At 42.5% G+C, this 24,693-nt stretch carries 20 protein-coding genes; 12 read left to right on the top strand and 8 right to left on the bottom strand.

All coding sequences use genetic code 11. The features are described 5' to 3' along the window. Positions 1-102: 102 nt before the first annotated feature. Both C5745_RS05715 and C5745_RS05710 read left to right on the top strand, forming a co-directional pair. The gene (locus tag C5745_RS05715) at positions 103-1,470 is read left to right on the top strand and encodes a PQQ-dependent sugar dehydrogenase (RefSeq protein ID WP_105716008.1); all 1,368 of its coding nucleotides are present in this window, start codon (positions 103-105) and stop codon (positions 1,468-1,470) included. A gap of 101 nt (positions 1,471-1,571) precedes the next feature. Beyond that, positions 1,572-2,525: an alpha/beta hydrolase gene (locus tag C5745_RS05710; protein WP_105716007.1), complete on the top strand. Its 954-nt coding sequence runs from the start codon at positions 1,572-1,574 to the stop codon at positions 2,523-2,525. 118 nt (positions 2,526-2,643) lie between these two features. Here C5745_RS05710 and C5745_RS05705 read toward each other — a convergent pair whose 3' ends face one another. Then, positions 2,644-4,794, bottom strand: coding sequence for a catalase (locus tag C5745_RS05705; RefSeq protein ID WP_105716006.1), 2,151 nt, complete (start codon positions 4,792-4,794; stop codon positions 2,644-2,646). Positions 4,795-5,138: 344 nt separating this feature from the next. Here C5745_RS05705 and C5745_RS05700 point away from each other — a divergent pair, with 344 nt between their 5' ends. The 3 genes from C5745_RS05700 to C5745_RS05690 are packed head-to-tail and all read left to right on the top strand — an operon-like array spanning position 5,139 to position 6,942. Then, positions 5,139-5,429, top strand: coding sequence for a hypothetical protein (locus C5745_RS05700; protein WP_105716005.1), 291 nt, complete (start codon positions 5,139-5,141; stop codon positions 5,427-5,429). Next, the gene (locus C5745_RS05695; RefSeq protein ID WP_105716004.1) at positions 5,429-5,800 is read left to right on the top strand and encodes a hypothetical protein; all 372 of its coding nucleotides are present in this window, start codon (positions 5,429-5,431) and stop codon (positions 5,798-5,800) included. The genes C5745_RS05700 and C5745_RS05695 overlap by 1 nt, the downstream gene beginning before the upstream one ends. Beyond that, a complete protein-coding gene (locus C5745_RS05690; RefSeq protein ID WP_105716003.1) occupies positions 5,800-6,942 on the top strand; it encodes a glutathionylspermidine synthase family protein in 1,143 nt (380 codons plus the stop codon). Before C5745_RS05695 ends, C5745_RS05690 begins: the two co-directional genes overlap by 1 nt. Here C5745_RS05690 and C5745_RS05685 read toward each other — a convergent pair whose 3' ends face one another. From C5745_RS05685 to C5745_RS05665, 5 genes are all read right to left on the bottom strand, one after another. Beyond that, complete coding sequence (locus C5745_RS05685) at positions 6,943-9,102, bottom strand: amylo-alpha-1,6-glucosidase (RefSeq protein ID WP_105716002.1); 2,160 nt, start codon at positions 9,100-9,102, stop codon at positions 6,943-6,945. Then, positions 9,099-10,220, bottom strand: a complete 1,122-nt coding sequence (locus C5745_RS05680) for a glycosyltransferase family 4 protein (RefSeq protein ID WP_243403259.1) — start codon at positions 10,218-10,220, stop codon at positions 9,099-9,101. The genes C5745_RS05685 and C5745_RS05680 overlap by 4 nt, the downstream gene beginning before the upstream one ends. Positions 10,221-10,302: 82 nt before the next feature. Continuing rightward, entirely contained in the window at positions 10,303-10,809 is a 507-nt protein-coding gene (locus C5745_RS05675) for a pyridoxamine 5'-phosphate oxidase family protein (RefSeq protein WP_105716001.1), read from the bottom strand. 61 nt (positions 10,810-10,870) lie between these two features. Further along, complete coding sequence (locus C5745_RS05670) at positions 10,871-12,031, bottom strand: BaiN/RdsA family NAD(P)/FAD-dependent oxidoreductase (protein ID WP_105716000.1); 1,161 nt, start codon at positions 12,029-12,031, stop codon at positions 10,871-10,873. Between the two features lie 39 nt (positions 12,032-12,070). Then, complete coding sequence (locus tag C5745_RS05665; protein ID WP_133166297.1) at positions 12,071-13,786, bottom strand: AsmA family protein; 1,716 nt, start codon at positions 13,784-13,786, stop codon at positions 12,071-12,073. Between the two features lie 252 nt (positions 13,787-14,038). Between C5745_RS05665 and C5745_RS05660 the strand changes: the two genes are divergently transcribed. Both C5745_RS05660 and C5745_RS05655 read left to right on the top strand, forming a co-directional pair. Continuing rightward, positions 14,039-15,151, top strand: coding sequence for a Gfo/Idh/MocA family protein (locus C5745_RS05660; RefSeq protein ID WP_105715998.1), 1,113 nt, complete (start codon positions 14,039-14,041; stop codon positions 15,149-15,151). Positions 15,152-15,568: 417 nt separating this feature from the next. Further along, positions 15,569-16,792, top strand: coding sequence for a DEAD/DEAH box helicase (locus tag C5745_RS05655; RefSeq protein ID WP_105715997.1), 1,224 nt, complete (start codon positions 15,569-15,571; stop codon positions 16,790-16,792). A gap of 35 nt (positions 16,793-16,827) precedes the next feature. Here C5745_RS05655 and C5745_RS05650 read toward each other — a convergent pair whose 3' ends face one another. Further along, the gene (locus C5745_RS05650) at positions 16,828-17,247 is read right to left on the bottom strand and encodes a DoxX family protein (protein WP_105715996.1); all 420 of its coding nucleotides are present in this window, start codon (positions 17,245-17,247) and stop codon (positions 16,828-16,830) included. 100 nt (positions 17,248-17,347) lie between these two features. Then, positions 17,348-17,875 carry a Dps family protein gene (locus C5745_RS05645; protein WP_243403258.1) on the bottom strand — a complete coding sequence of 176 codons (528 nt, stop codon included), beginning with the start codon at positions 17,873-17,875 and terminating at the stop codon, positions 17,348-17,350. A gap of 147 nt (positions 17,876-18,022) precedes the next feature. Here C5745_RS05645 and C5745_RS05640 point away from each other — a divergent pair, with 147 nt between their 5' ends. From C5745_RS05640 to C5745_RS20415, 5 genes are all read left to right on the top strand, one after another. Further along, positions 18,023-19,708, top strand: a complete 1,686-nt coding sequence (locus tag C5745_RS05640) for an RluA family pseudouridine synthase (protein WP_105715995.1) — start codon at positions 18,023-18,025, stop codon at positions 19,706-19,708. Positions 19,709-19,945: 237 nt separating this feature from the next. Continuing rightward, complete coding sequence (locus C5745_RS05635; protein WP_243403257.1) at positions 19,946-22,480, top strand: DUF5686 family protein; 2,535 nt, start codon at positions 19,946-19,948, stop codon at positions 22,478-22,480. 52 nt (positions 22,481-22,532) lie between these two features. Beyond that, positions 22,533-23,111: a Crp/Fnr family transcriptional regulator gene (locus tag C5745_RS05630; RefSeq protein ID WP_105715993.1), complete on the top strand. Its 579-nt coding sequence runs from the start codon at positions 22,533-22,535 to the stop codon at positions 23,109-23,111. A 90-nt stretch (positions 23,112-23,201) separates the two neighbouring features. After that, positions 23,202-23,570, top strand: coding sequence for a VOC family protein (locus C5745_RS05625; RefSeq protein ID WP_105715992.1), 369 nt, complete (start codon positions 23,202-23,204; stop codon positions 23,568-23,570). 29 nt (positions 23,571-23,599) lie between these two features. Beyond that, positions 23,600-24,526, top strand: coding sequence for a DUF1801 domain-containing protein (locus tag C5745_RS20415; protein ID WP_207795721.1), 927 nt, complete (start codon positions 23,600-23,602; stop codon positions 24,524-24,526). Positions 24,527-24,693 lie beyond the last annotated feature (167 nt).

Genomic DNA, 24,693 nt, shown 5'->3' with positions numbered 1-24,693 from the left:
CTTTATACCTATTTATGACAAAATCAAAGGAAACTGTCGTTTAATGGGAACCATCTCTCTAAAAAATTGTTATAAAAACAATAAGTAAACAGACAATAACATATGAAACAAAAGATTGTATCTCGGACAAGACATTTAACAATACTATTACCGGCCATAGTCCATCTAATTTCCTGCGGCCAGTCAGGCAATAAAACCTCGAACGAAACGGATACATTAATCCGTGCCGGCGATACCAGCGCTATTGCCAACGAATATGGTGCCGATATCAAATTAAAAGCGCCTTTCGATACACCGCCACAGAACAAATTTGCAAAGATAATCGGCTGGAAAGGCGAAAGTACGCCAACTGCGCCATCAGGATATCAGGTAGTCCCATTCGCCCGCGACCTCAACAGCCCGCGCAACATTTATGTTGCGGAAAACGGAGATGTTTTTGTGGCCCAGTCGCGAACAGAAAAGGAAGGGGAAGATCCTGAGAAAGAGAACTCCCGCAATCTTTTCCCCGATAAAAGTCCTAACGAGATACTGCGCTTCCGGGATGAAGATAATGATGGTATAGCGGAAAAGAAAGACGTTATTTTAACGAACCTCTCACAACCTTACGGCATGTTGATAATCGACAATTTTTTCTACGTAGCAAACACCGACGCGTTAGTGCGATTCCCATATGATTCCTCTATAGAAAAAATAACAAACAAACCTGAAAAGGTTCTCTCGCTCCCCGCGGGAGGGTATAATAACCACTGGACGCGCAATCTCACCACAAACGAAGATAAATCCAAGATATATATATCTGTCGGATCGGGCAGTAATGTCGGCGAAAACGGTATGGACAAGGAGGCTGGCAGAGCGCTGATCCTCGAGATTAACCCAGATGGATCAGGTAAGCAGATATATGCTGCAGGTCTGCGTAACCCTGTGGGCATGGATTGGGAACCAACCACAAACCAATTATGGACGGCCGTAAATGAACGGGATGAGCTGGGCGACGAAATCGTGCCCGACTATATTACGGCAGTACGACCCGGCGGTTGGTATGGTTGGCCATATACCTACTGGGGCAAGCATATCGACCCCCGATGGGATCCCGAACACGGCGAACATCTGGGAACCGCGCCAGATTCGTTGACCGCTAAATCAATTACGCCAGATTACGCGCTTGGTTCGCATACCGCATCGCTAGGCTTAGCCTTTAGCAAGACATCGGCTTTTCAACAAGGCGCATACATTGGCCAACATGGGTCGTGGAATCGCTCCAGCTTGGTTGGGTACAAAGTGGTGTTCGTTCCGTTCGAACAAGGCAAACCTTCAGGCAAACCCCAAGATTTCTTAACAGGTTTTGTCGCCAACAAAGAAAAAGCTGAAGTCTACGGCCGTCCCGTAGCGGTGGTGTTCACGCCACAATACATGCTCGTTACTGACGACGCCGCTAATGTTATCTGGGCAGTACTGCCAGAGAAAAAATAACGGACCGCATAGAGACCAACATTTAACAGAACGAGCATGCTTACACGTACACTGTGCATAAAAATCAATTTGTAAGTTTGTGGTATCAACAATATATATATATGAGATTTATTTCAATCCTATTTTTACTTATTGTAAGCATGTTGGGTTCCGGCGTTTCTGCCCAAACTTCCGGCACACTTACCGATGTCGTTTATAAAACATCACAGGCGGGAAAACCGCTCTCGTTGGATATCTTTTTACCCGATCCTACTCCGGTCTCAGAGCGGGCTCCCGTTGTCATCATCATACACGGCGGAGCATGGGTAGCAGGAAACCGCACATTAGAAACACTATATTATATGCGAACCCTTAGAAAAGCATTAAATGATGCCGGTGTGGCAGTAGTGAGCATCGACTACACCTTATTGGATAAAGAAATACACTTTCCCGATCCTGTTATCGACTGTAAGGACGCCATACGTTGGGTGCGTGCCCAGGCGGATAAGTATAATTTCGATAGTAATCGAATAGGTTTGTGGGGAGGCTCCGCTGGAGGCCATCTCGCCATGTTGGCCGCGTACTCTGATGATGCGAAATGGCTAGGAGATGAGAGCCTTGTAAACTTCTCAGCAAAGGTGACCTGTGTGGTTGACAATTTTGGTCCCACCGATTTAAATACTCTATTGCGTACAGATGCAGGAAAGCTAACTGTATTTTTTTACAAAACCTTTGCAAGCAAACTGCTTCCTCTGCGGCAAAAGGTTATCTATGCTTTAACAGGATACACTTTAGAAGAAAATAAAGACGAGGTATTGGAAATAGCAAAAGAATACTCACCGTTGTATTATGTTGATTCAACTGCGGCCCCTACACTCATCTTACACGGCACGAAAGACCGCATTGTACCCATAGAACAGTCTAAAAAATTGGCGAAAGCCCTTTCCAAATTTGGTATATACCATAACCTTATAAAAGTAAAAAATGGCGATCATGGGTTTAATAACATTTCAGAACAGGAAATTGATAAAATAGTAGCGGAGACCGTTATATTTTATAGCGAACATTTACAATAAAACTTTCATACCGATCGAAACGCCGTCCAGAATGACCGGATATAATTTGCCTGTAATAATATGAGCGAATTAGTTGGCAAACTATGTTCGCCAACTAATTTCATGTAGACCAGTGCTGTTAAACAGCTATATGTGCGGTATGCGGTTCGCGCATCCAATTTCGGTGCTTAGCCAGTGCGCTGGCGAACTGCTCGGGCGCTCCATTCAATAAAATGGCTTCGTCGTTGACAAAATCCTTTGCAGCCGAAAGCTGAAACAGCTCTTCAGCCTCTCCATCAAAACCAACCGTCTTACAGTGTTTTAACGTTTCATTTATAAATTTAAACACCTTCCCTTCTTCTTTAAGCTTTTGTATACTCCCCTCACCTCCAGGGATATACAACGCATCAAAAAGCACGCTTTCCGTTGTCATTAATGCGTGGTCTACCTTATGCTCTCTGCTATCTGCGCTAGTTACAGTGCCGCCATGGGGTGCTATGAGCAGAAAACTCGCGTGTTTTAGTTCTTCGAGATACGTCTTCATTTTTTGTAGTGCTACCATATCAAAACCGTTTGCCACCAGTACGGCAATTTTTCTGCTCTCTATAGTCGCGGCCGGTAACCGTTCTTGGCTGAGGGCCTCTGACTTTTCCAAATAATGTTTAACCGCAGGAGGTTCATGTTTGTGCGGATCTGCGTTAGCACCAATGTTTTGATTTACCGGTTTTTCGATACCGGTCGGTATTTGCAGTCCCAGTTTATCCGCCACAGCTATGGCTAACCGATCATCTATCTGCGACATAAGCCACAACATGCGTTGTTTAATAGAATCTAGCGTACATTTCCCCAGTTCAAAAGCATAAGCCTCAATCATATGGCTCTGCTCCCAAGGTTTTAAGCTCCTGAAAAACAGTGCAGGTTGTGAAAAATGATCATTAAAGCTGGCACTCCTATCCCTTATCTTTTTGCCGTCTATCCGCTCCTCATAGGACGTAAACCCTCCCTCCGCCATCTTCGCTAAATGTGGGCATCCCCCGCCTATTGTATTAGGAAAATACGCCGCTTTACCTTTGTTGATCGTCATCCGCATTTGCGCGTCGCGATGGTTATTATGCACTTCATTGACTGCGCGGTTGATGGGTATCTCCCGAAAGTTTGGCCCTCCCAAACGAGAAAGCTGGGTGTCTGTGTAAGAAAAAAGGCGTCCTTGCAATAATGGATCGTTCGTAAAATCGATACCTGGTACGATGTGTCCTGGGTGGAAAGCCACTTGCTCGGTTTCTGCAAAGAAATTGTCTGGGTTTCGATTCAATACCATCTTTCCGATAATCCTTACAGGCGCAAGTTCTTCCGGAACAAACTTCGTTGCATCCAGAAGGTCGAACTCATACTTATGTTCATCTTCTTCCGGAATAATCTGCAGACCAAGCTCCCACTCTGGAAAATGTCCAGCTTCTATAGCCTCCCACAAATCACGTCGATGAAAATCAGGGTCTGCGCCATTTATCTTTACTGCCTCGTCCCATGTAACGGAGTGTACACCTAACTTAGGTTTCCAATGAAATTTGACAAAATGCGATTCTCCCTGCGCGTTTACCAGGCGAAATGTGTGTATACCAAAGCCCTCCATCATCCGATAGCTTCTTGGAATTCCCCGGTCACTCATTGCCCACATATGATTATGCAAAGATTCGGTAGCCAACGAAATAAAATCATAGAACGTATCGTGTGCAGCAGCAGCTTGTGGAATTTCCCAGTCAGGTTCGGGTTTGATGGAATGTACAAGATCCGGGAACTTCATCGCATCTTGAATGAAAAACACAGGTGTATTATTTCCGACAAGATCAAATACGCCTTCCTGAGTATAAAACTTAACCGCAAATCCCCGTATATCTCGTGCCAGATCTCCGGAGCCTTTACTTCCAACGACCGTAGAAAATCTGACGAAAACTGGAGTCCGATGCTCGGTATCCGTAAAAATTCGAGCACGAGTATATTCACTCATATCTTCATACAGCTCGAAATAACCATGGGCGCCCGCGCCACGAGCATGTACAATCCGTTCGGGAATCCGTTCATGGTCAAAATGGGTAATTTTCTCACGAAGTATAAAATCTTCTAATAAAGAGGCACCTCGTTCGCCGGCCTTCAACGAGTTCGCGTCATCATTGATTTTCACACCTTGATCCGTAGTCATCGGTTTCCCCTCACTCGAGACTCTATTTTTTTGCAGATCATTGATTTTAGAATGAAAGGGGCATCCAGATGTTTCGTGTTCATTTTTTTTCATGGCAATTTCGTTTTTTATCGTTCTATTCCAATGAGTTATTTACATAAAGAAGAACATATGGGTCACGCGAAAGTTTTCCTAAAATAAATTTCCTTATATGTTGAAATATAATTTTGAATGATAAAGAATTGTATATATCGGTCGGCAACTTGCCATTACCTTTCGTCGTGGCCCAAAACGTACGCATATGAAGAATATTTACACATCGTTCGGTGCAGGAATGTACAATATTTTAATTAAATTTGCGAAGTAAATCAGTATATGAAACCGAGATGTAAATAATCGTTGGCACAGGGCAATGATTGTTTGCTAGAGCTCTCATCAGTCATAAGAAAAAATAATAGATGAAATATTTATTATCGGTACTTTGCTTCATCAGCGCCACGTCCTGCCATAAACAAAGCGAACGAGCGTTGGAACAACTGGATAAAAAATCCGCACGAGAAGTCACTTTAAAAACGGTGACTAAAGGCGACTCGGTATTACATATCACCACACAACGTATCTGGTTCAACGGCGAGCAGATTACTTCGGCCAGCGACACTATTGTGACGGCCATCGCACCGGGCACGTGGAATACGATGGATTCATCTGCCACCTTAAGCAAGGTACCTATCTATGTAACTGTACAATAATGAGAAAAACAGCAACAAAAAGTGTCAAATTAGTTTTAATTACCTCGGTATTAGCTTCCTGTGCCCCTTCCAAGAATCAACAGGATAACGACGGGAGGCAGCGTATATTTATGCGTGCAGATACAACGGCAGCTTATACGGAAGTCACCGACAACTACACACAAGGACATTCCGGGGGTGGTATGGGCTCCTCGCTGCTCTGGTTTATGGCTTTTAGACATTTGAGCGGCGGCTTCGGTTACGCCAATAACAGTTTGCATCCCCAGTCCGTAGCTGGTAACAATGCCGCGAAGGCCGCGGCCTATCAAGCCCAGCGTGGCGGCTTTGGCCGTAGCGCAGCTTCCACTACCCGCTCTTCTTACGGTTCCTGATGCAGATTAAAACATTACGTATCGATCCGCAATGGCAGTCCCGCTTGGAGTCTATTGGATACGGCTACCATACGCTGGATGGTATACCGTATTGGGTTGACGACTATTATTATGAGATCCGTAATCGAGATGCCGACCTGATCTATAACGCGACCAACGAACTATGGCAGATGTGCATAGATGCAGTCGAGTACATCATCAAAAACAAACGGTATCAACATTTCCATATACCACCTTTTATGATTCCTCATATTGAGCGAACCTGGAACGATGACGAACCTTCCATATACGGACGCTTTGATTTTGCCTATGATTCTGTGCATGGCGAGCTAAAGATGTTGGAGTTCAATGCGGATACACCGACGTCGCTCTTTGAAACCAGTATTGTGCAGTGGTATTGGAAGAACCACTACTTTCCCCAGCTTACAGACCAGTTTAACAGCGTCCACGAACGACTGATACAAAGTTGGGTCGAATTAAAGCCCTACCTTAAGGGAGATATACTGCATTTTTCCTGTGCCAAAGAAACCTTAGAGGATCTCACGAACGTTGAATATCTCCGGGATACCGCACTTCAGGCAGGTATCGAAACAAAGCTTATCTACATCGACGATATTGGTTGGGCCGGCAATAGCTTTGTAGACCTAGAAGGCGAACCCATTTTATCCATCTTTAAATTATATCCCTGGGAGTGGATGGCGCGTGAAGAGTTCGCCGTACACATTATAAACGATCCGAACCAAGCTCAATGGATAGAACCATCCTGGAAGATGTTGCTGTCCAATAAAGCGATACTTCCCATTCTCTGGGAGTTATTCCCTAATCATCCCCACCTCTTAGCCGCATATGTTAATGGACCGGCTCATCTGAAACATTTTGTTAAAAAACCTATCCTGTCCCGCGAAGGTGCCAATATCGAGATGTATTATGACAAGCAGATGATCTACCATACCGAAGGTGAATACGGCGAAGAAGGCTACATATACCAAGAGCTCGCTAACTTACATCGTGAAGATACCGGCTTTTCCATTATCGGCAGCTGGATCATCGGACAAGAAGCTTGCGGCATATCCTTCAGGGAATCTGATATGCCAATCACTACCGATCAGAGTCGTTTCATACCACATATAATCCTGCATTAACTAGTTTATGACGATCTCCCAATCATCCGGTTTATTGAGAATATTAAAGCCCACCTCACCATATTTCGAACGGTTGACGACCAAGCCACCTTTCTTATTGCCTAGTTTTAAATCCGTGAGACGAATTTCGTGAAGGTAATCCGGAAGGATAATTCGATCGAAAGTTATTGTTTTATTTATAGCATTTATATCGATACGTAAACAAGATTGCAGCAGCATAAATACCGTACCAACTGCCCACGCCTGTGGTGAACAGGCTACGGGGTACGCCGTAGGCCCTATACCATGCCGTTTCTCAAAACCGCAATACAACTCAGGAACCCTTTGTAGCTCCATGAACAATGAGGCATCAAATATGGCCGCCATAATTTTTAAAACATGCTTTTGTAAACCATACTTTGATAACCCGTAAGCTATCAACGCGTTGTCATGAGGCCAGATCGAGCCGTTATGATAAGACATCGGGTTATACCTTCCCGATGATGATGACAGGGTTCTGACCCCCCATCCGCTAAACATATCCGAAGCAAGTAGCGTGTCCGCAAGAACAGCAGCCTTATCGTCGTCGGCAATCCCCGTAAATAAGCAGTGTCCAGCATTTGAAGACTTTACCCTACAAGGCTTTTTTTGACCGTCGAGCGCCAAAACGAAACTAGATAAATCGGCATCCCAAAAACGCTCGTTAAAGCTCTTTTTTAAAGCGGCGGCCTCATCATATAGTCTCGACGACGCATTTTGGTTACCAAGTACGAGAGCGAGCTTTCCAGCATGAAGTTTTGCACCGTACACATAACTTTGAACTTCACATAGAGCAATCGGCGGGTCGGCAAGTTGATTGTTTTCGTGCATGATGGAATCAAAGGAATCTTTCCAACCTTGATTTGTCAAACCATTTTTAGCCTTATGAATATATTCCACGAAACCATCGCCATCGATATCTCCGTAGTTATCGATCCAATTGCCCGCAGCCATAATATTCGGCCAAATTTGTTTAACTAAGTTCAAATCACCCGTACGGTCATAGTACATTCCCGCCAAGATAATAAACAAAGGCGTGGCATCTATTGTTCCGTAATATTGTTTAAACGGAATTTCGCCTGTATTCGCCATTTCACCGTTGCGCGCTTCATGGAGTATTTTTCCAGGTTCGGCATCTTTTTCTGGAATTAGATCAACAGCTTGGTTCGCGGCTAAGAATAATAACACCCCTTTTGCGATTTCCGGATTGATCCATAAGATCTCCATTGCAGCGATTATCCCGTCCCTTCCAAAGGGCGTATTGTACCAAGGAACACCAGCATACGGATATTTTCCGTAATCGGTTTGGGAAAGGAGCGAAATAAAATCCTTCTCCGACCGGTATAACCAGTGGTTAAACTGGGCATTAGACGTCTTAATCTCCGCGAATAAGGTTTTGCTTTGATTTAACTCAAACTGGTTTAATTCACTGGCTTCAGCATAGGAAATAGTGTCTGTTTTCTCATCCCCTGTCAAGAAATGAATACAATACTGAATAGTGACGACCTTTTTAGAAGTTAAATTAACGGAAAAGACAGCTCGATTTCCTTCTAAGCTATAGTCCGCGTCGGACTGAAAGTAGATTTCAAAAGAACGTCTTATGCCATCTAGTCCTAAATAAGTGGTTTCAAAATACTCATCGTGGTCAACGGGGTACGCATTGTTGGTATCCACCTTTCTTTTTATCCCTCTAATTTCAAAGATGTCCTTAAAATCCCCATCAAAATCCAAGCTTAGATCAAAGGAGCAATTTTCAGGCTCGTATTGAAGAATCTTGATTTCCTCATAAAAAGCACCTTCCCGAACAAATTGATGTCTTTCGATATGAATAGAATTTTCCTGTATCTTGCATTCTTTTATCATGGGGTTGGTAAGATCTGCCGAGTAGATGGAATTTCCCTCTTTGATCGATCCGCTTAGTAAGAGTGGCTTTTGCCCATTAACATGTAACACTAATCTGTTTATAAAGCGGGTACCCTCATGATAAATTCCCTGTACCATTTTTCCATAGGGATGAATGTTCCCCGACCGATCAAAGACTGCAAACGTGTTCAAATAATTTAACACCATATTCACCTCGTCCGAATTCACGGCATCAGACGAGATATGATACTCTTCTTCCTGTAGTAGTTCTTCTTTCATGCTGGTTTATTTAATATCGGTATACTATTTCGAGAGACATTTTTGAACGTATCACCAACCACGGAATGATACGCACCAACATAGCTTTCGGCCATGTAGGCGGCCGTGAAACGTCTTTCAAAAACACGACGTATCTTTACTCTTGATAAATATGTTAACCGACTTACTGCATTAATAGCTTCCGCTACGGAATTTACCACAAACCCCGTGACATTATTTTCCATAATTTCAGGCACCGCCCCTCTGTTAAACGCAATCACGGGTGTACCGCATGCCATCGCTTCGATCATAACCAGTCCAAAAGGTTCGGGCCAATCAATAGGAAACAACAAGGCCTTGGCCTCGCCTAAAAACTTGGTTTTCTGTTGTTCGTTTATTTCCCCGATATATTCTATTAAAGGGTGGTCCAATAAAAACTTGACTTTTTTCTCAAAGTACGCAGAATCAGCCTTATCAATTTTTGCGGCAATCTTTAGCTTCGTTTGCGTTGCCAGCGCAATTTCGATTGCTCTTTCAACACCTTTCTCGGGTGAGATCCGTCCTAAAAAAACAAAGTATCCACCCCTTCCGTCTCCTTGGCGATGGAGGTTTTCAGGAAGCCCATGATATACGGTTTTGACGAAGTTCCCCTGCGGCACGGGTAGACGTTGGTTTTCCGAAATTGAAATTAAGTTCTGATACGGGAATGTATTGTAAATATCCTGTAACTCGGGAATGTCTAGCCTGCCGTGGAGAGTTGTAACTGATGGGATTTTTAACATACTGCTAAACGGAAAATGCAAATAATCTGTGTGAAAATGTAAAATATCAAATTCACGGACACACGCACTCAATTTTTGCAGTTGGATAATATGATAGGCTAAAGGGTCACCGCAAGCTTGTTTCAATCGTAGCCCCTCATCAACACAGGTGATCAGTTTCGCTTTTGTAACAGAGTCTCCCGAGGCGAATAACGTAACGCTGTGCCCTTGTCGAACTAACTCTTCTGTTAAATAATGTACGATTCGCTCAGTTCCTCCGTATAATTTTGGAGGTAACGACTCGTATAGCGGTGCAATCTGCGCAATCCGCAACAATCTTTTTTTAAACGTCTCACTTCCATATTTATCCATAGCCATGACCGTCCTTTCCTTATTATAAATAACCAAGCAGAACGTAAATGGTTCAATGGGATTAAGACCTCACGTACAGCGTCTAGACCTATAGATTTAAATCGCCTTGCTCGCCGGTTTCGATGTTTTTTCCCGTAACAGCACGGGCTGCCACTTTAAAAAAAGTCACCAATTTATTTGATTTCGTATCCCAATAGTGAGCCTCATTAGGCACGACCTTTAGCACACGTATACGAGGATCTTCTTTTCCTCGGTCGAACCAGCCTTCGACCATCTTATTCCAATACTTTTCTATCTGGGTCGTGTCTTGACTTATTTCGGCCGTCCCATTAATGCTCAGAAAACTATAATTTCGAACGTCAGAAAATAGCAAGCTGACCTTAGCTGTGTTCTGTAAATGTTGGTAAGTTTCACTTTCTGAAGAAAACAGGAACCAAATATTTCCTTCCTGATCGACTTCCTGCCGGCTCATCGGAACAGCATGAATATACTCACTACCCTTCGGATAAGTACCTAACATGCCGATATCAGTCTCGTCGACAATTTTCTTTAATTTATCTATTGCTTCTTGATTATAAAGATTTTCCGCACTCATATTCGTGTTGTTTTATATTTAACTATATAACAACGAAGTGCCTCTTTTGTTAAGTCTTTTTTCACTTTATATTATCCGCAACCCACACACCAGAACTAAAGCAAGCTTGCAATAAGTACCCCCCAGTAGGCGCTTCCCAATCGAGCATTTCTCCAACACAAAAAACGTTAGGATACTTTAACAGTTCCAAAGAAGCAGACAATTCGGCAAAAGAAACCCCTCCCGCCGTAGAAATGACCTCATCAATAGGTCTAAACGACGTCACTTCTATCGAAAAGTTTTTGATTGCCAATGCTAATTTACGAGGGTTGGTATAGGTTTCCTTATCCAAAGATTTCAGTAATTGTATAGCCGTTTGCGAAAGTTTCAGTCGATCTCTCAGCGTTGCCGCCACATTTCCCTTGTTTTTCAGCTCCTTTTCGATGGAAGCCATCGAGTGAGTAGGCTTTAAATCTAAAAACAGACGATTCGGAAAAAGATGCTGACGCAGGAAACGATTTAGATAATATACGGGGGCTCCCTCGATACCGTATGATGTAAATACTATTTCACCCGACTTTTTGTGTTCCGCAAATTTTAACTGAATATTTTTTAGTACCTGGCCCGCAAGCGAAGAAAATTCGTCTTTCGTATTCATACCCGAATTAGCAGGTTCCAATGCATTGATTTGAACGCCTTTTGCTTTAAGAATATTCACCCACTTCGCATCTGAACCTGTTTTAGACCAAGATCCGCCGCCTAGTCCCAAAATTAGTTTATAATAAGGGATTCCTATAAACTCTCCTTGATGAATGAAGGTCACAACCTTCTCGTCAAAATCGACCATTTGATAGCCATAGTGTATTTTTACACCGTCATATACTAATTTAGTGAGTACAGCTTGTAATACCTGTATGGGCTTTATTCCCTTTGCCGGAAATACCTTGCCGGAGCTGCCGATAAACGTCGGGATTCCCAGTTTCGCAAGCCATTCCACAGTAGCCCTGTTATCGAAATATTTGACAATACGTCGGATTTCGGTTTTATCATAATTCTGAACAAACGAATCGATATCTTCACTATGCGTAAGGTTAAACCCACCGTGGCCGGCCACTAAAAATTTACGTGCCGCGGCTTTATTCTGTTCGTAGACGTGCACCTCAACCCCCTTTTTTGCCAGTTGTTGCGCAGCTATTAACCCCGCTGGCCCCGCTCCAACAATTACAATGGGTGACTTTAACATGCCTCAAAATTACGCAAATCTCTTTTAACCGGATAGCCATTACTCCCTTTCCTTCAGTTTCCTCTTACTGCTTTCGCTCAAACCTACCGTTTGTTGCAAACCTTCCTGCAGACTCTTCCAAATGGTTTTAAAGTGAGAATATTCGGGAACACGCTCATAATCTACCTCTCCAATGTGATACACTTCATTTGCATCCGGATTGCTATCATTGATTAAAAGCTGGTTGAGTAAAAACGTGAGGATACCGCGCTTTCCTCTTTTATTGCTTTCCGCACCGGGAGGATACAAAAGATTCACTTTAAGTTGATCGTAATCAAAATAGAGTTTACCCCAATTTCTATAGTCATTTCCCTGCATGTCAAAACGTATGCGACGCACGTTCCCCGAAGCAAACTGGAGATTAAGCAACGGCGTAATTATACGGTTGAAAGCTGATACTTCCATACTTCCTAAAGTTCCGGCATAAGAGTGACTACCATTTTTACTCAGCATATCGAAGCCAAATCTCGCATGCAATCGTCCCGACCCCATCAAACTTGCCCGCAAATCCGCCCGCATGAAACCATCCTTTTCCAGCTGACTGGTATCGTTAGTGAGATTGGTGATGTTACCATGTACCTTCTCAAAAGTAATCACGCCCTCACGAAGGTATTTCCCGCTCAGTTCATGATACGAAAGATACACACCGTCAACCAAGATCGTATCAAAGTATAGAAGCTGATTAACACCCATTATCTTCTGATGGGGAGCCTCTCCTATCTTATTTACATTATCCTGTTGAAAGCGCTTATCCTTATGAAATGAAGCAGTGCCGCCTCTTACGTGTACGTATGCAGCAGAAATGCGCTCTCTGTCAATCAAATCCCGTAACCGAATCTTTTCTAACTTAACGGTATCAAAGTTTAGAAAAATTAACGCTTTATTTTGCTTATCGTCCCGGAAATAATCTACTTTTCTGATCTTAGGCGATAGACCAAGTTTAGCCAGCATCAATTCGTTGTTCCTGCTATCCATCTCTAGATGGTCAAAACCTACTTTGTAAGGACTATTCGGAATGTCGTATTCAAATTTTGGAATATCTACCTGCAATGCTTTGCAATAATATACACGCATCGAGTCCTTGGCTGCGTTTTCGTCGATCAGAATATCGTAAAATCGGAACCGCATACTATCTGCTTTGATCTCGTTCGTGCTCCCGTTTTCCGTTTTTGAATAAACAATATTTAAATGTTCTACGCTAACCTTGTCTATCTGTATCGATTTGAACACATCGTTAATACGATCGTACAAGGCCGTGTCACGATTATATTTGACTGTATCATTATAAGCATGAGGCTCGCTCAGTATCCGCACTTCAGCGTCGTTCAATGTGACATACCGGATAGACAACTCTTTACGGATCAGCGCTGACCACAGGCTCACACCCTCCACTTCCAGCGATGCTAACCTGACGTGAAAACGATCATCAGGTGCAATCTTCGTCGCTACCTGATCGTTATACACGATAGAATCCGGTACCAATTCAACATTTCTTAAACGCACTGTGCCCGTTAGAGCGCGCAATTCCATATCTTCATAAACCAACGTATACAGACCCTGGCTTTTCTGACGGACCATTTCTTCCAGTTTCCCTTTAATCTTAGGCTTCCAATTCCCTATATAATAACTACCTACGACCAGTGCCGTCAAAAGGAACAAAAGCAGAACCCCGCCAATCCATTTCCATCGATGTCGTCTTACACGCACATTTTTCATTGTCCCGTGTATCCTTATTTAGGTTTACGCATCTCCTTTTTCCTTTGGCTCCTGATCAGGAAGAAAATACCAAGCGCAATAAACAGAACCGCAAATACAATCGGTAATACCATAACCTTATCTATTTTTAAAGTGAACATATAGAATCGTAAAAAGGTTTAGGTTACCCAATTTTTACATATAAACCCATCCCTAAACCTTTTCTTGTTTTTGTTGTTACTTATAGGTGATAGAAAACTAAACTCAATTCCTATGCGTACACGAAGAGAATTTCTTCAGAAGATTACCTATTCAGCCATGGTGTTGCCTTTGCTTCCTTCCTGGCAATTTGGCTCACCCCATATTGATAGCGAACCCTATGAAGGCCCAGTTTTACGGGTGGCCATTATGGGGCTTGGTGGGTATGGGACACGTGTTGCAGAAGCTATGAAAGCGTGCAAGAAAGCGAAATTGGCTGGTGTAGTCAGCGGTACACCCGCCAAGGTCAAGGAATGGCAATCAAAACACCAAATTCCAGAGAAAAACTGCTACAATTATGAAAATTTTGACGACCTAAAGGACAACCCCGACATCGATGCCGTCTATGTAATTACCCCCAACGCTCTGCATCACGATCAGGTCATAAGGGCGGCAAAAGCAGGGAAACATGTAATCTGCGAAAAGCCGATGGGCCTGAATGCCAAAGAAGGCGAAGAAATGGTCCAGGCATGCAAAGACGCCAACGTCAAGCTACTGGTCGGGTACCGTATGCATTTTGAGCCAAAGACGCTGGAAGTCGTCCGCATGAGACAAAATGGCGATTTCGGTAAAATCCTTTTTTTTCAAGGACAGTGTGGCTTTCGGATAGGAGACCCAAATCAATGGCGACTGGACAAAACCTTGGCCGGCGGCGGATCTTTAATGGACATTGGCATCTATGCTGTAAACGGAGCTCGCTACATGGTCGGGGAAGAACCCATATGGGTAACCGCACAGGAAATGAAGACAGATCCGGTAAAATTTAAGGAAGGAGTAGATGAAACGATATTATTTCAGTTGGGTTTTCCAAGCGGTGCCGTATCCTCCTGTCTGTCCACCTACAACATGAACCACCTCGACCGCTTTTTTTTAAACGGGGAAAAGGGTTTTGCGGAGATGCAGCCATCCACCGGTTATGGGCCGATCGAAGGACGGACACACAAAGGTAAACTTACACAGCAGCATATTACCCATCAAACCTTGCAAATGGAGGAAATGGCATCTATTATTTTAGAAGGGAAAGAGCCTGTCATAGCTGTTGATGGCGAGGAAGGTTTAAGAGATTTAAAAATAATAGACGCCATCTATAAATCCTGTCATACAGGCGAGAGCGTCAAATTAGTATAAACGCCCGTCCACCCCGCGATTTTCGCGGGGCTTCTGAGCGATCACTCGATTACTAAACAACAAAATGAAACAAATTTATGTCCGCCAGAAAGGCGAACGAAATATTTTTTAACCTAGAGGCGGAAATCGTATTATACCCCTGATGATTTTCTTTGCTTATAACATAGATTGCTTACTTGGAATAAACAACGATAAACATACGAACAAATTATCATTTTCCCAAAGAATATCACCTTTTTTTAAAATAAAAAATAAAAACACCTTTTATTGTTGATGAAAAGCAAATTGGATTCACGGATCGATATTTAGACGTCGCTATCTTAGGTCACCGAAAAAACAATCTTTAAATAAGAAACAACTTAAATTTGTATGATCCGAATTATTACCCTATTTTTAGCAAAATGAATAATTAAGATCTTGAAATTTACTGAATTTAATTTCTCTCCCACATTAGCGGAGGGGCTTGATAGCATGGGGTTTGAAGAAGCCACACCCATCCAAGAAAAAGCAATTCCGGTTATTTTAGACGGAAAAGATATTATCGCTTGTGCACAAACGGGCACAGGTAAAACGGCGTCTTATCTTTTGCCCATATTGAACAGAATAGCCGAGAACCCTCAAGAACAAATCAACAGTCTTATTCTTGTTCCTACTCGAGAATTGGCTGCGCAAATCGATCAGCAAGTCATGGGATTTGGATATTTCACAGGAGCTACGTCAATATGTGTGTACGGAGGCGGCGACGGTATAGGCTATGAACAGCAACGAAGAGCTATCCAAGAGGGAGTGAACATTATCGTGGCGACCCCAGGTAGACTTATTGCCCACATGGGTTCCGGAAAGGTAGATTTTAGTCATCTGGAATATCTCGTGTTGGATGAGGCGGATCGCATGCTAGACATGGGGTTCCATGACGACATTATGCGTATTATTAGCGCCTTACCCGAAAAGAGACAAAGCCTGTTATTTTCGGCGACAATGCCGCCGAAAATTCGAACGTTAGCCAAGAAAATACTCCATCAACCATTAGAGGTCAACGTGGCTATCTCTAAACCCTCTGATGGAATCGATCAACAAGCATATTTGGTGTATGACGAGCATAAAATGGAACTCATCAAACACATATTAAGTAACCCAATGTATGAGAGTATTATTATTTTCGCTTCTAAAAAAGATATTGTAAAAAGACTTACGAGAGAACTGATAAAAAAGGGAATCATTGCAGAAGGTTTTCATTCGGATCTGGAGCAGATACAACGAGAGGATGTAATGCAACGTTTCAAGGCGAAGCGAATACGGGTGTTGGTGGGCACCGACGTTATTTCTCGGGGTATCGATATTGTTGGAATTAGCCTGGTGGTGAATTATGACGTCCCTCCTGATCCGGAGGATTACGTACATAGAATTGGACGCACGGCAAGAGCGGCGACCACGGGGACCGCCATTACATTTATCAATGAGAAGGATCAAAATCGATTTGCTCGTATAGAGCGATTAATTGAAAAGGAGATACCAAAAGTCCCATTACCTCCTGACATTGGAATAGGTCCAACATACGAACCACGGAAGGGAACGAAAAAGAAAAACACAAGTCAAAAAAAACCTTTTCGAAATTTTAAACGAGTGAAGGGTAAAGAGTAAACAGTGCTAAATAGCAAGGAGTACAGAGTTCCTTGCTATCTTCCGCGTCTAAAAATCAAATAGTCCAAACTAAATTTACCGGGACCCAATGCTAAAATCGATAGATAACCGATAAAAAAAGCAGTGGCTAATTCATACTGTCCAAATAATTCCCAATTATGTATAGACAAAGCGACCAACATAGTCGCTAGCAAAGGGATTGTGGCTACGCGGGTGAACAAACCGAGAATCAAAAGTACCGAACAGAAAAATTCAGCGAATACAGCTAAACCCAATGACACCGTGCCGCCTAAACCCAATATATCAACGAATCCATCCTTACGTTCATTAAACTCAACCAGCTTGGCATAGCCATGGTAGGGAATCATCAAAACACCAAAACCTACCCGCAGGACAAACGCCGCAAAATTGCTAGATGTTGTTCCTTTCTGGACAGTTAGAAAAAATTTCTTCATATAAAAAGGATTATTTCACGGTAAATATAACAAAAATAGAGACGCAGTATCTACCTTTCATAGTAAATCTTTGCGTCTCTATTAACGACCGTAGCGTACACTAACGCAGGTGCGCACGTAGCATCCATGCAGTTTTTTCGTGTGCTTCCATAATGCCAACCAAAAAGTCTTCAGTACCGGCGTCGTTATGCTTTTCACCAACCTTGTCTATCTGCTCACGAATGGATACGATAATGGCTTCATAATCCGATAATAGTTCTTTTATAAGCCCTTGGCTATCGTTTTTCTTATAACGTCTCTCTGTCAATTGGGTCAGTTCCAAAAATTCTTTCATGGTACCCACAGCATAATGCCCAATCGAACGAATACGTTCTGCAATTTCATCAATCGTTTCCGCCAACTCTCCATATAAGCTTTCAAAAAACAGATGCTGGGAATGAAAATCAGGTCCTTCCACATTCCAATGCGCATTCCGGATTTTGACATACAGCACATGTTCGTCGGCCAGTAACTTATTCAAAATGGCCGCAACAGCATGTGAGTCTTTTTCTTTAATACCGATGCTGGACGAGCTCGCTGAAGCTTTTTCAAGCACGATTGCGTCTGTTTCTTCCATATCCGTTTTCATATTTAAAAATTTAAGTAAAAATTATATATTATTGAAATTAACACAATTTACGGCTTTTTGTTGTTACAGAATGAAAATATCCGTCCATAATATTGTCATAAAACTGGATAAACTTTCTATTTTTGCTGCACAAAGTTTTTCATCCGCATGGTTTCCAGCAACCCTACCTTTTTTCATCATTTTCACACGGACATTACAACATTGCCCGAACCCAAAGCCTTTACTTTCCCTTTTTGCTATGAACCCGATGAACTGAGTAAAAGAGCTGCTGCGGAATTGCAGGACTATCTTGAAAAGCAACAAGACTTCCTTCACAACTTTGGTTTACAGGAAATGGAAGGTTCTGCCATCGGCAAGATGTTCGGTGTTCTGGTCGTGGAGAGGAAAGACGGCCAACTCGGCTATCTGGCTGCCTTCTCGGGAAAACTTGCGGGCACGAATCAGCACGCCTATTTTGTACCGCCCATTTTTGATATGCTCGCTAAAGAGAGTTTTTTCTTACAAGAGGAAGCACAAATCAATGCCTTAAACCAGCAAATTGAGAATCTGCAAGATTCTCCCGATCTGTCGAGACTCCTTCAGCAGCTAGAAGAAACGCGACAACAAGCCAACGAGCAGTTAAAAGCTTATCGACTCCATATGAAAGCTGAAAAAGCGAAGCGAAAAAAAATAAGATTCGAAAGCAAGGATGTAATGTCTGCAGCAGATTATCAGTTACAAGAAACCGATCTTATCAAACAAAGCTACCGCGATCAGCATGAACACGCTGTTCTCAAAAGCAAATGGAAGAGGCAACTCGATTCTATCGAAAACTCAATTCAGGATAAGCAACGGGAAATAGAACATTTAAAAAACAATCGAAAACTAAAATCTGCCGCGCTGCAAAAGCGACTATTTGAGCAATATGAATTTTCGAATGCCCGAGGGGAAATGAAAAACGTCTTGACCATCTTTGCCGAAAGCAAGCAACCTATACCTCCCGCGGGCGCCGGCGAGTGTGCCGCTCCAAAATTGCTTCAATATGCATACCAGCATCAGTTGCAGCCCATCTGTATCGCAGAATTCTGGTGGGGAGCATCCCCTTCTTCCGAAGTTCGAAAACACCGAAACTTCTACCCCGCCTGTAAAAGTAAATGTGAGCCTATATTATCGCATATGCTAACGGGATTAAAAGTCGCCCCAAATCCAATGCTTGTAAACCCTGCAGCTGGACGCGCCTTTGACATTATCCATGAAGATCGTGATATTATCGTCATTAACAAACCTTCGGAGTTTCTTTCTGTTCCCGGCATCCATATTTCCGACTCCGTCTATACCAGAATACTAGCGCGATATCCGGAGGTTTCAGGCCCTGTTATTATCCATCGGCTAGACATGTCTACTTCCGGTATTCTGATAATAGCCAAACATAAGGACGCACATCAATTTATCCAGCGACAGTTCATACAACATACCATCATAAAAAGATATACCGCAATATTAGACGGTATCGTAACGCAAAAAAACGGACTTATCGATTTACCTCTCCGGGTTGATTTAGACGATCGTCCCCGACAGGTAGTATGCTACAAATATGGTAAACCGGCACAAACGAAGTTCGATGTTCTTGTCCATGAAAATGGACGTACGCGCATCCACTTTTTTCCGCTGACAGGACGTACACATCAACTTCGTGTACACGCTGCACACCATCAAGGGCTCCATGTCCCTATACTCGGCGACGATTTATACGGGCAACGAGCCGACAGATTGCACCTCCACGCCGGCTATATACAGTTCGTGCACCCTGGGACCCTCAAGCCAATAACCTTCACTGTAGAAGATCCCTTTTGATAAGGCAAACCCATCCTTTTACACTTTATCAAGAAAACGTCACATTCACCAAACGGTGCACCTCCCCTCTTCAAAATCACTTAAAGTATTGCTACTTTTGTTCGACTATTTCAAAAATTGACTTGTTTAGTTCAAAAGTCAAATTGAGAGTCTTAAAAAAGATATGCCATGTCAAGTTATCGCACAACGTCAATCAGCAATATACTATTAGCCTACAAATTAAAACTAGGAATGCTTATGGCATTTGTTTTTGTTTCGGCGTTATCGCTCGGACAAACCCTCCATGTAAAAGGGAAAGTAATGGATGTGACCAATAAAGGGCCTGTCGGTTACGCTACTGTCGGGGCCGTAGGATCCACTACAGCGGCATCTACCGACGATAGCGGAAATTTCATATTAAAAGTCGAACCAAATTTTTCCAAGATCCGTATTTCTTTCGTGGGCTACGAATCCCAAGATGTCAGTATCGGTAGAGAAACCTATCAAGAATTAACGGTTTATTTGGTTCCGGAAGAACACACCATCGAAACCGTAAATATTACAGCTCCGAAACGGACTAAATATTCGAACAAGAACAATCCAGCCGTCGAACTGGTTCGAAAAGTTATCGCACACAAAGATGAGAATCGAATTGCTTCCTACGAATATGCCGAGTATCGTCAATATGAAAAAGTTTCTTTAGGCCTGAGCAACCTGTCTGAAAAATTTAAAAACAGAAAAATATTTAAAAATTATCAATTTCTGTTTGAAAAAGAAGATGTAGACGTAGGAAGTAGCACAAGAGGTTACTCGCTCCCTGCCTATATAGAAGAAAAGTTATCGCAGGTATATAAACGTAAAAAACCAAATACGACCAAACAGCTAATTTTGGCGGAACAACGCGCTCAGTTCGACCCTAAATTCGTAGACAGTGACGGTTTGAGCGCTTACTTCAATAAGCTCTATCAAGATATCGATATCTACGAAAGCAATATCGAATTGGTGACAAATCAATTTTTAAGTCCGATTGCTGGATCATCCCCGACGTTTTATAGATTTTACATTACCGATACCGTTAAAACAGAAACCCCTTTTTTGGTAGAACTAAGTTTCTTTCCTCGGAATAAAGCCGATCTTCTCTTCCAGGGAAAATTATACATTACGCTAGATGGGAAATATGCGGTTAAACGGGCTGCTCTTAGTGTGGCCGACGATATTAACCTCAACTTTGTCCGCGATCTGGATGTCAAACTCGACTTTGAACGAGACAGCAACAATCGTTATTACCTAAAGGCAAGTTCTTTAGGATTGGATTTCTCGTTAACAGATAAAGGTACAGGTATCAGGGGTAACCGCACCGTAACTTTCGATGATTTCCGAACAGGTATCGCCCAACCCGATAGTGTCTATGCAGGCCCGTCAGTCGTAAAAGTTGTTCAAAAAAATGACACCACATTAAATGAGACATATTGGGCAGCCCATCGTCCAATTGCGCTGAAGCCCAATGAGCAAAACATATATCGTAATATCGACACCTTACAGCTTATTCCCTCCTTTCAGCGCTTTATGGATATAAGTGCTTTGGTTCTGTCGGGTTACAAACAAGCAGGTCCTATAGAGATTGGTCCTGTCAATACGTTTTATAGCTTTAATCCCGTAGAAGGCTTTAGATTGCGCTTGGGTGGACGCACTACGGATAGACTGAGTAAGCGATTTTATGCTGAAGCTTATACTGCCTATGGATTTAAGGACGAAAAATGGAAATATTTCTTGAGCGGCACTTATGCCCTCAACAACAAATCGGTATATACATTTCCGCAACATTACTTACGGGCATCCGTTATGCGCGACACGAAAATCCCGGGGCAAAACCTAGAATTTGTTCAAGAAGATAATTTTTTGTTATCGTTTAAACGGGGTGAGAACGAGCGCTATCTCTATAACGACATCTACCGTATGGAATATAAGCGCGAGTTCGAAAACAATTTCTCTTACCTCATCGGTTTATCCAAATGGCGACAACAACCAGCAGGCATATTAACGTACCAGATGTTGGACGATGGTGGAAATAACAATTTGTTCAACGAACTTAACACCACCGAACTTTCCGTCAGTTTGCGCTACGCACCACATGAAGAATTCTATCAAGGCAAACTGTATCGCACACCTATATATAATAAATATCCGATCTTTTACCTCAATTATGTTGCCGGTCTGAAAGATGTGCTAGGCGGCGAATACGACTACCACAGTTTCACGTTAGGTGCGGATAAGCGCTTTTATTTTTCACAACTGGGGTATGCCGATGTCAATATCGAAGGAAATTATATTCTTGGCGATCATATCCCCTTCCCATTTTTGAATATCCACAGGGCAAATCAAACGTACGCTTATCAGCTACGGTCGTACAATCTCATGAACTTCCTGGAATTTGTGAGCGACCGTTCTATCTCGACAAACGTCCAATATTATATGAATGGGTTCTTACTGAATAAAATACCATTAATAAAAAAATTAAAATGGCGTGAAGTATTCAGTATTAAGGCAATTTATGGCGATTTACGTAACGAAAACAACCCAGCGTATACCAGCAACGTGTTCCAGTTTCAAGAGAATGAATATGGAGAGCCAATAACATATGGATTCGACAATCGTCCCTACGTGGAAGCCAGTATAGGTTTAACCAACATCTTTAAATTTATTCGGGTAGATTACGTCAAACGGCTGAATTATCTTGACCAACCCGACGTACCCAAACACGGTATCCGGGTCAGGGTGAAGTTTGATTTCTAAATGGTATGCGTTTTGTTTTAAAAAAACTCTATTTTTAAAACAAAAACCTGCTATGTATTCAGATAAACTTCGTCTAGTTTACCAATATCCGACTATGTCCTATGCTGATATTGATCGGATTATAGAGCGGCATGAAAAAGTCTCCTTTAAAAAAGGCGACCTGCTATTGCGTGAAGGGCAAATTAGCGATTGCTACTATATATTAGAGGAAGGTATTGCCCGCTCTTTCGTCCATGATTACGAAGGTAATGATATCAGTACCAATTTCTTTTGCCCAGGCGAAGTCGTCATTGAAGTTGCTTCTATATTCCATCATATCCCTACTCAAGAGAATATTATCTGTATAACAGATTGTGTATTGTGGAAAATAAAGATCGAACAATTCCAAGGGCTTTTCGAGACTATTCCCGCACTGGCAGAATGGGGGCGTGCCTGGATGGCCTACCAGTTACTTATCACCAAAAAAAGAGCTATAGATATCATCAGCCTATCAGCAATAGATCGTTATAAACAACTCCTGGCCGAGAAACCACTCATCTTTCAGCAAGCACCATTAAAACACATCGCTACTTTTTTAGGTATTACCGATACCTCCCTCAGCCGTATCCGAAAAGAACTAGTGAGTAAATAGCACCGTTTGAAAACTTGCCTTAAGGCAAGTAACTTCAACACTCAGTGCTTTATTTTTGAATAGTTGAAGAGACCAAAACCCCGTTTTATTATGGAAATTAGATTCAAAGGCGGTGTGAAGATTGTGATGAAGATTCCCGCAGAGAAGTACGATGAAACAGTAGCTTTTTATAGAGATGTTCTCTTATTTGACGTGCAGGAATTACCCATTACCCACCCCACCGTATTGGCAACGCACCGGTTGGCGTTCGGACAAAACATTTTGCAACTGGACTGTGTAAAAGGACTAACAGACTCGAGAATATGGTTAGAGGTGTGTACTGAAGACGTAGAGAGTGCCACGAATTATCTGCGTGTCAATGATGTTACGATCCGTGACGAAGAGGAGGATATAGACCCATCCATGCACTGGATCGAAGACCCCGCGGGTAATATATTTCTGTTAAAAAAAATGAATTAGGAAATGGAATGTAAACATATAGAAAGAGTATGGCAGCAATAACGAACGTGGAGCAATACATTGCACGATTTGACGACAAAAAACAGGCAATATTACAGGAAGTACGAACGACAATTGTTCGCACAGTCCCGGAGGCCGCCGAAACAATCTGTTATCAGATGCCTACCTTCCGCTATAAGGGTAACCTGATTCATTTTGCCCTGTACAAGAAACATTTAGGCATTTACCCTGGTCCCGAAGCTATCGATCATTTTAAGGAAGAGCTGACCCCCTATAAAACGTCCAAAGGGGCGATCCAAATCCCATTGGATCAAAAAATACCGCATGCGCTCATCGAAAAACTCGTCCGATACAATATGGAACGGTTGCAGTATAAATCTACGCCAGATTGGAAACGCTACCATGCGCAATGGGGCGATGCCATAGAAAAAGTGCAACGGGTCTTAAACGAGTTACCTCTTGATCGGGAATTTAAGTGGGGCAGCGATGTGTATACCTTCGGAGGCAGAAACGTTGCGTCGTATGGCGGATTTAAAAACCATTTTGCAATATGGTTTTACAACGGAGTATTTCTGAAAGACAAAGATAATGTGCTCATCGCAGCGTCGGAAGGCAAAACAAAGGCTTTAAGACAATGGCGGTTTCAATCAGCAGAAGAAATCGATCCCATTAAAATAAAAACTTATCTGCAAGAAGCCATTCAAACCGTAATCGACAAAAAAGAAATAAAACCGGAAAAGAGCATACCGCGACAGCCCTCCGGCCTACTCAAAGAAACATTAGCGAAGGATACCTACCTTCAACGTGCATTCGACAAATTGTCTCCCGGCAAACAAAAAGAATACATTGAATATATAGACACGGCCAAACTAGAACAAACCAAGACAGCACGTATAGAAAAAATAATGCCTCTCATCAAGGAAGGAAAAGGATTACACGACAAGTATAAGCGGTAGGAGCTAAAAAGTAAGGGCCGAACGATAATGTTCGACCCTACATCTACCTATGAAAAACATGCCCTTTGGGAGGGCTTATACAAAAGTAAATTTTAAATTAAGAACCCACCAGTATTTTAGGGAGTTTGTTGGCAAATGTCGAAGTATAACTACACCTTATTTTTTGA

This window comes from Sphingobacterium haloxyli (assembly GCF_002980525.1).
GTDB lineage: Bacteria > Bacteroidota > Bacteroidia > Sphingobacteriales > Sphingobacteriaceae > Sphingobacterium > Sphingobacterium haloxyli.
Note: the sequence above shows the minus strand (reverse complement) of the source record. Positions and strands in the feature narration are given on the sequence as shown.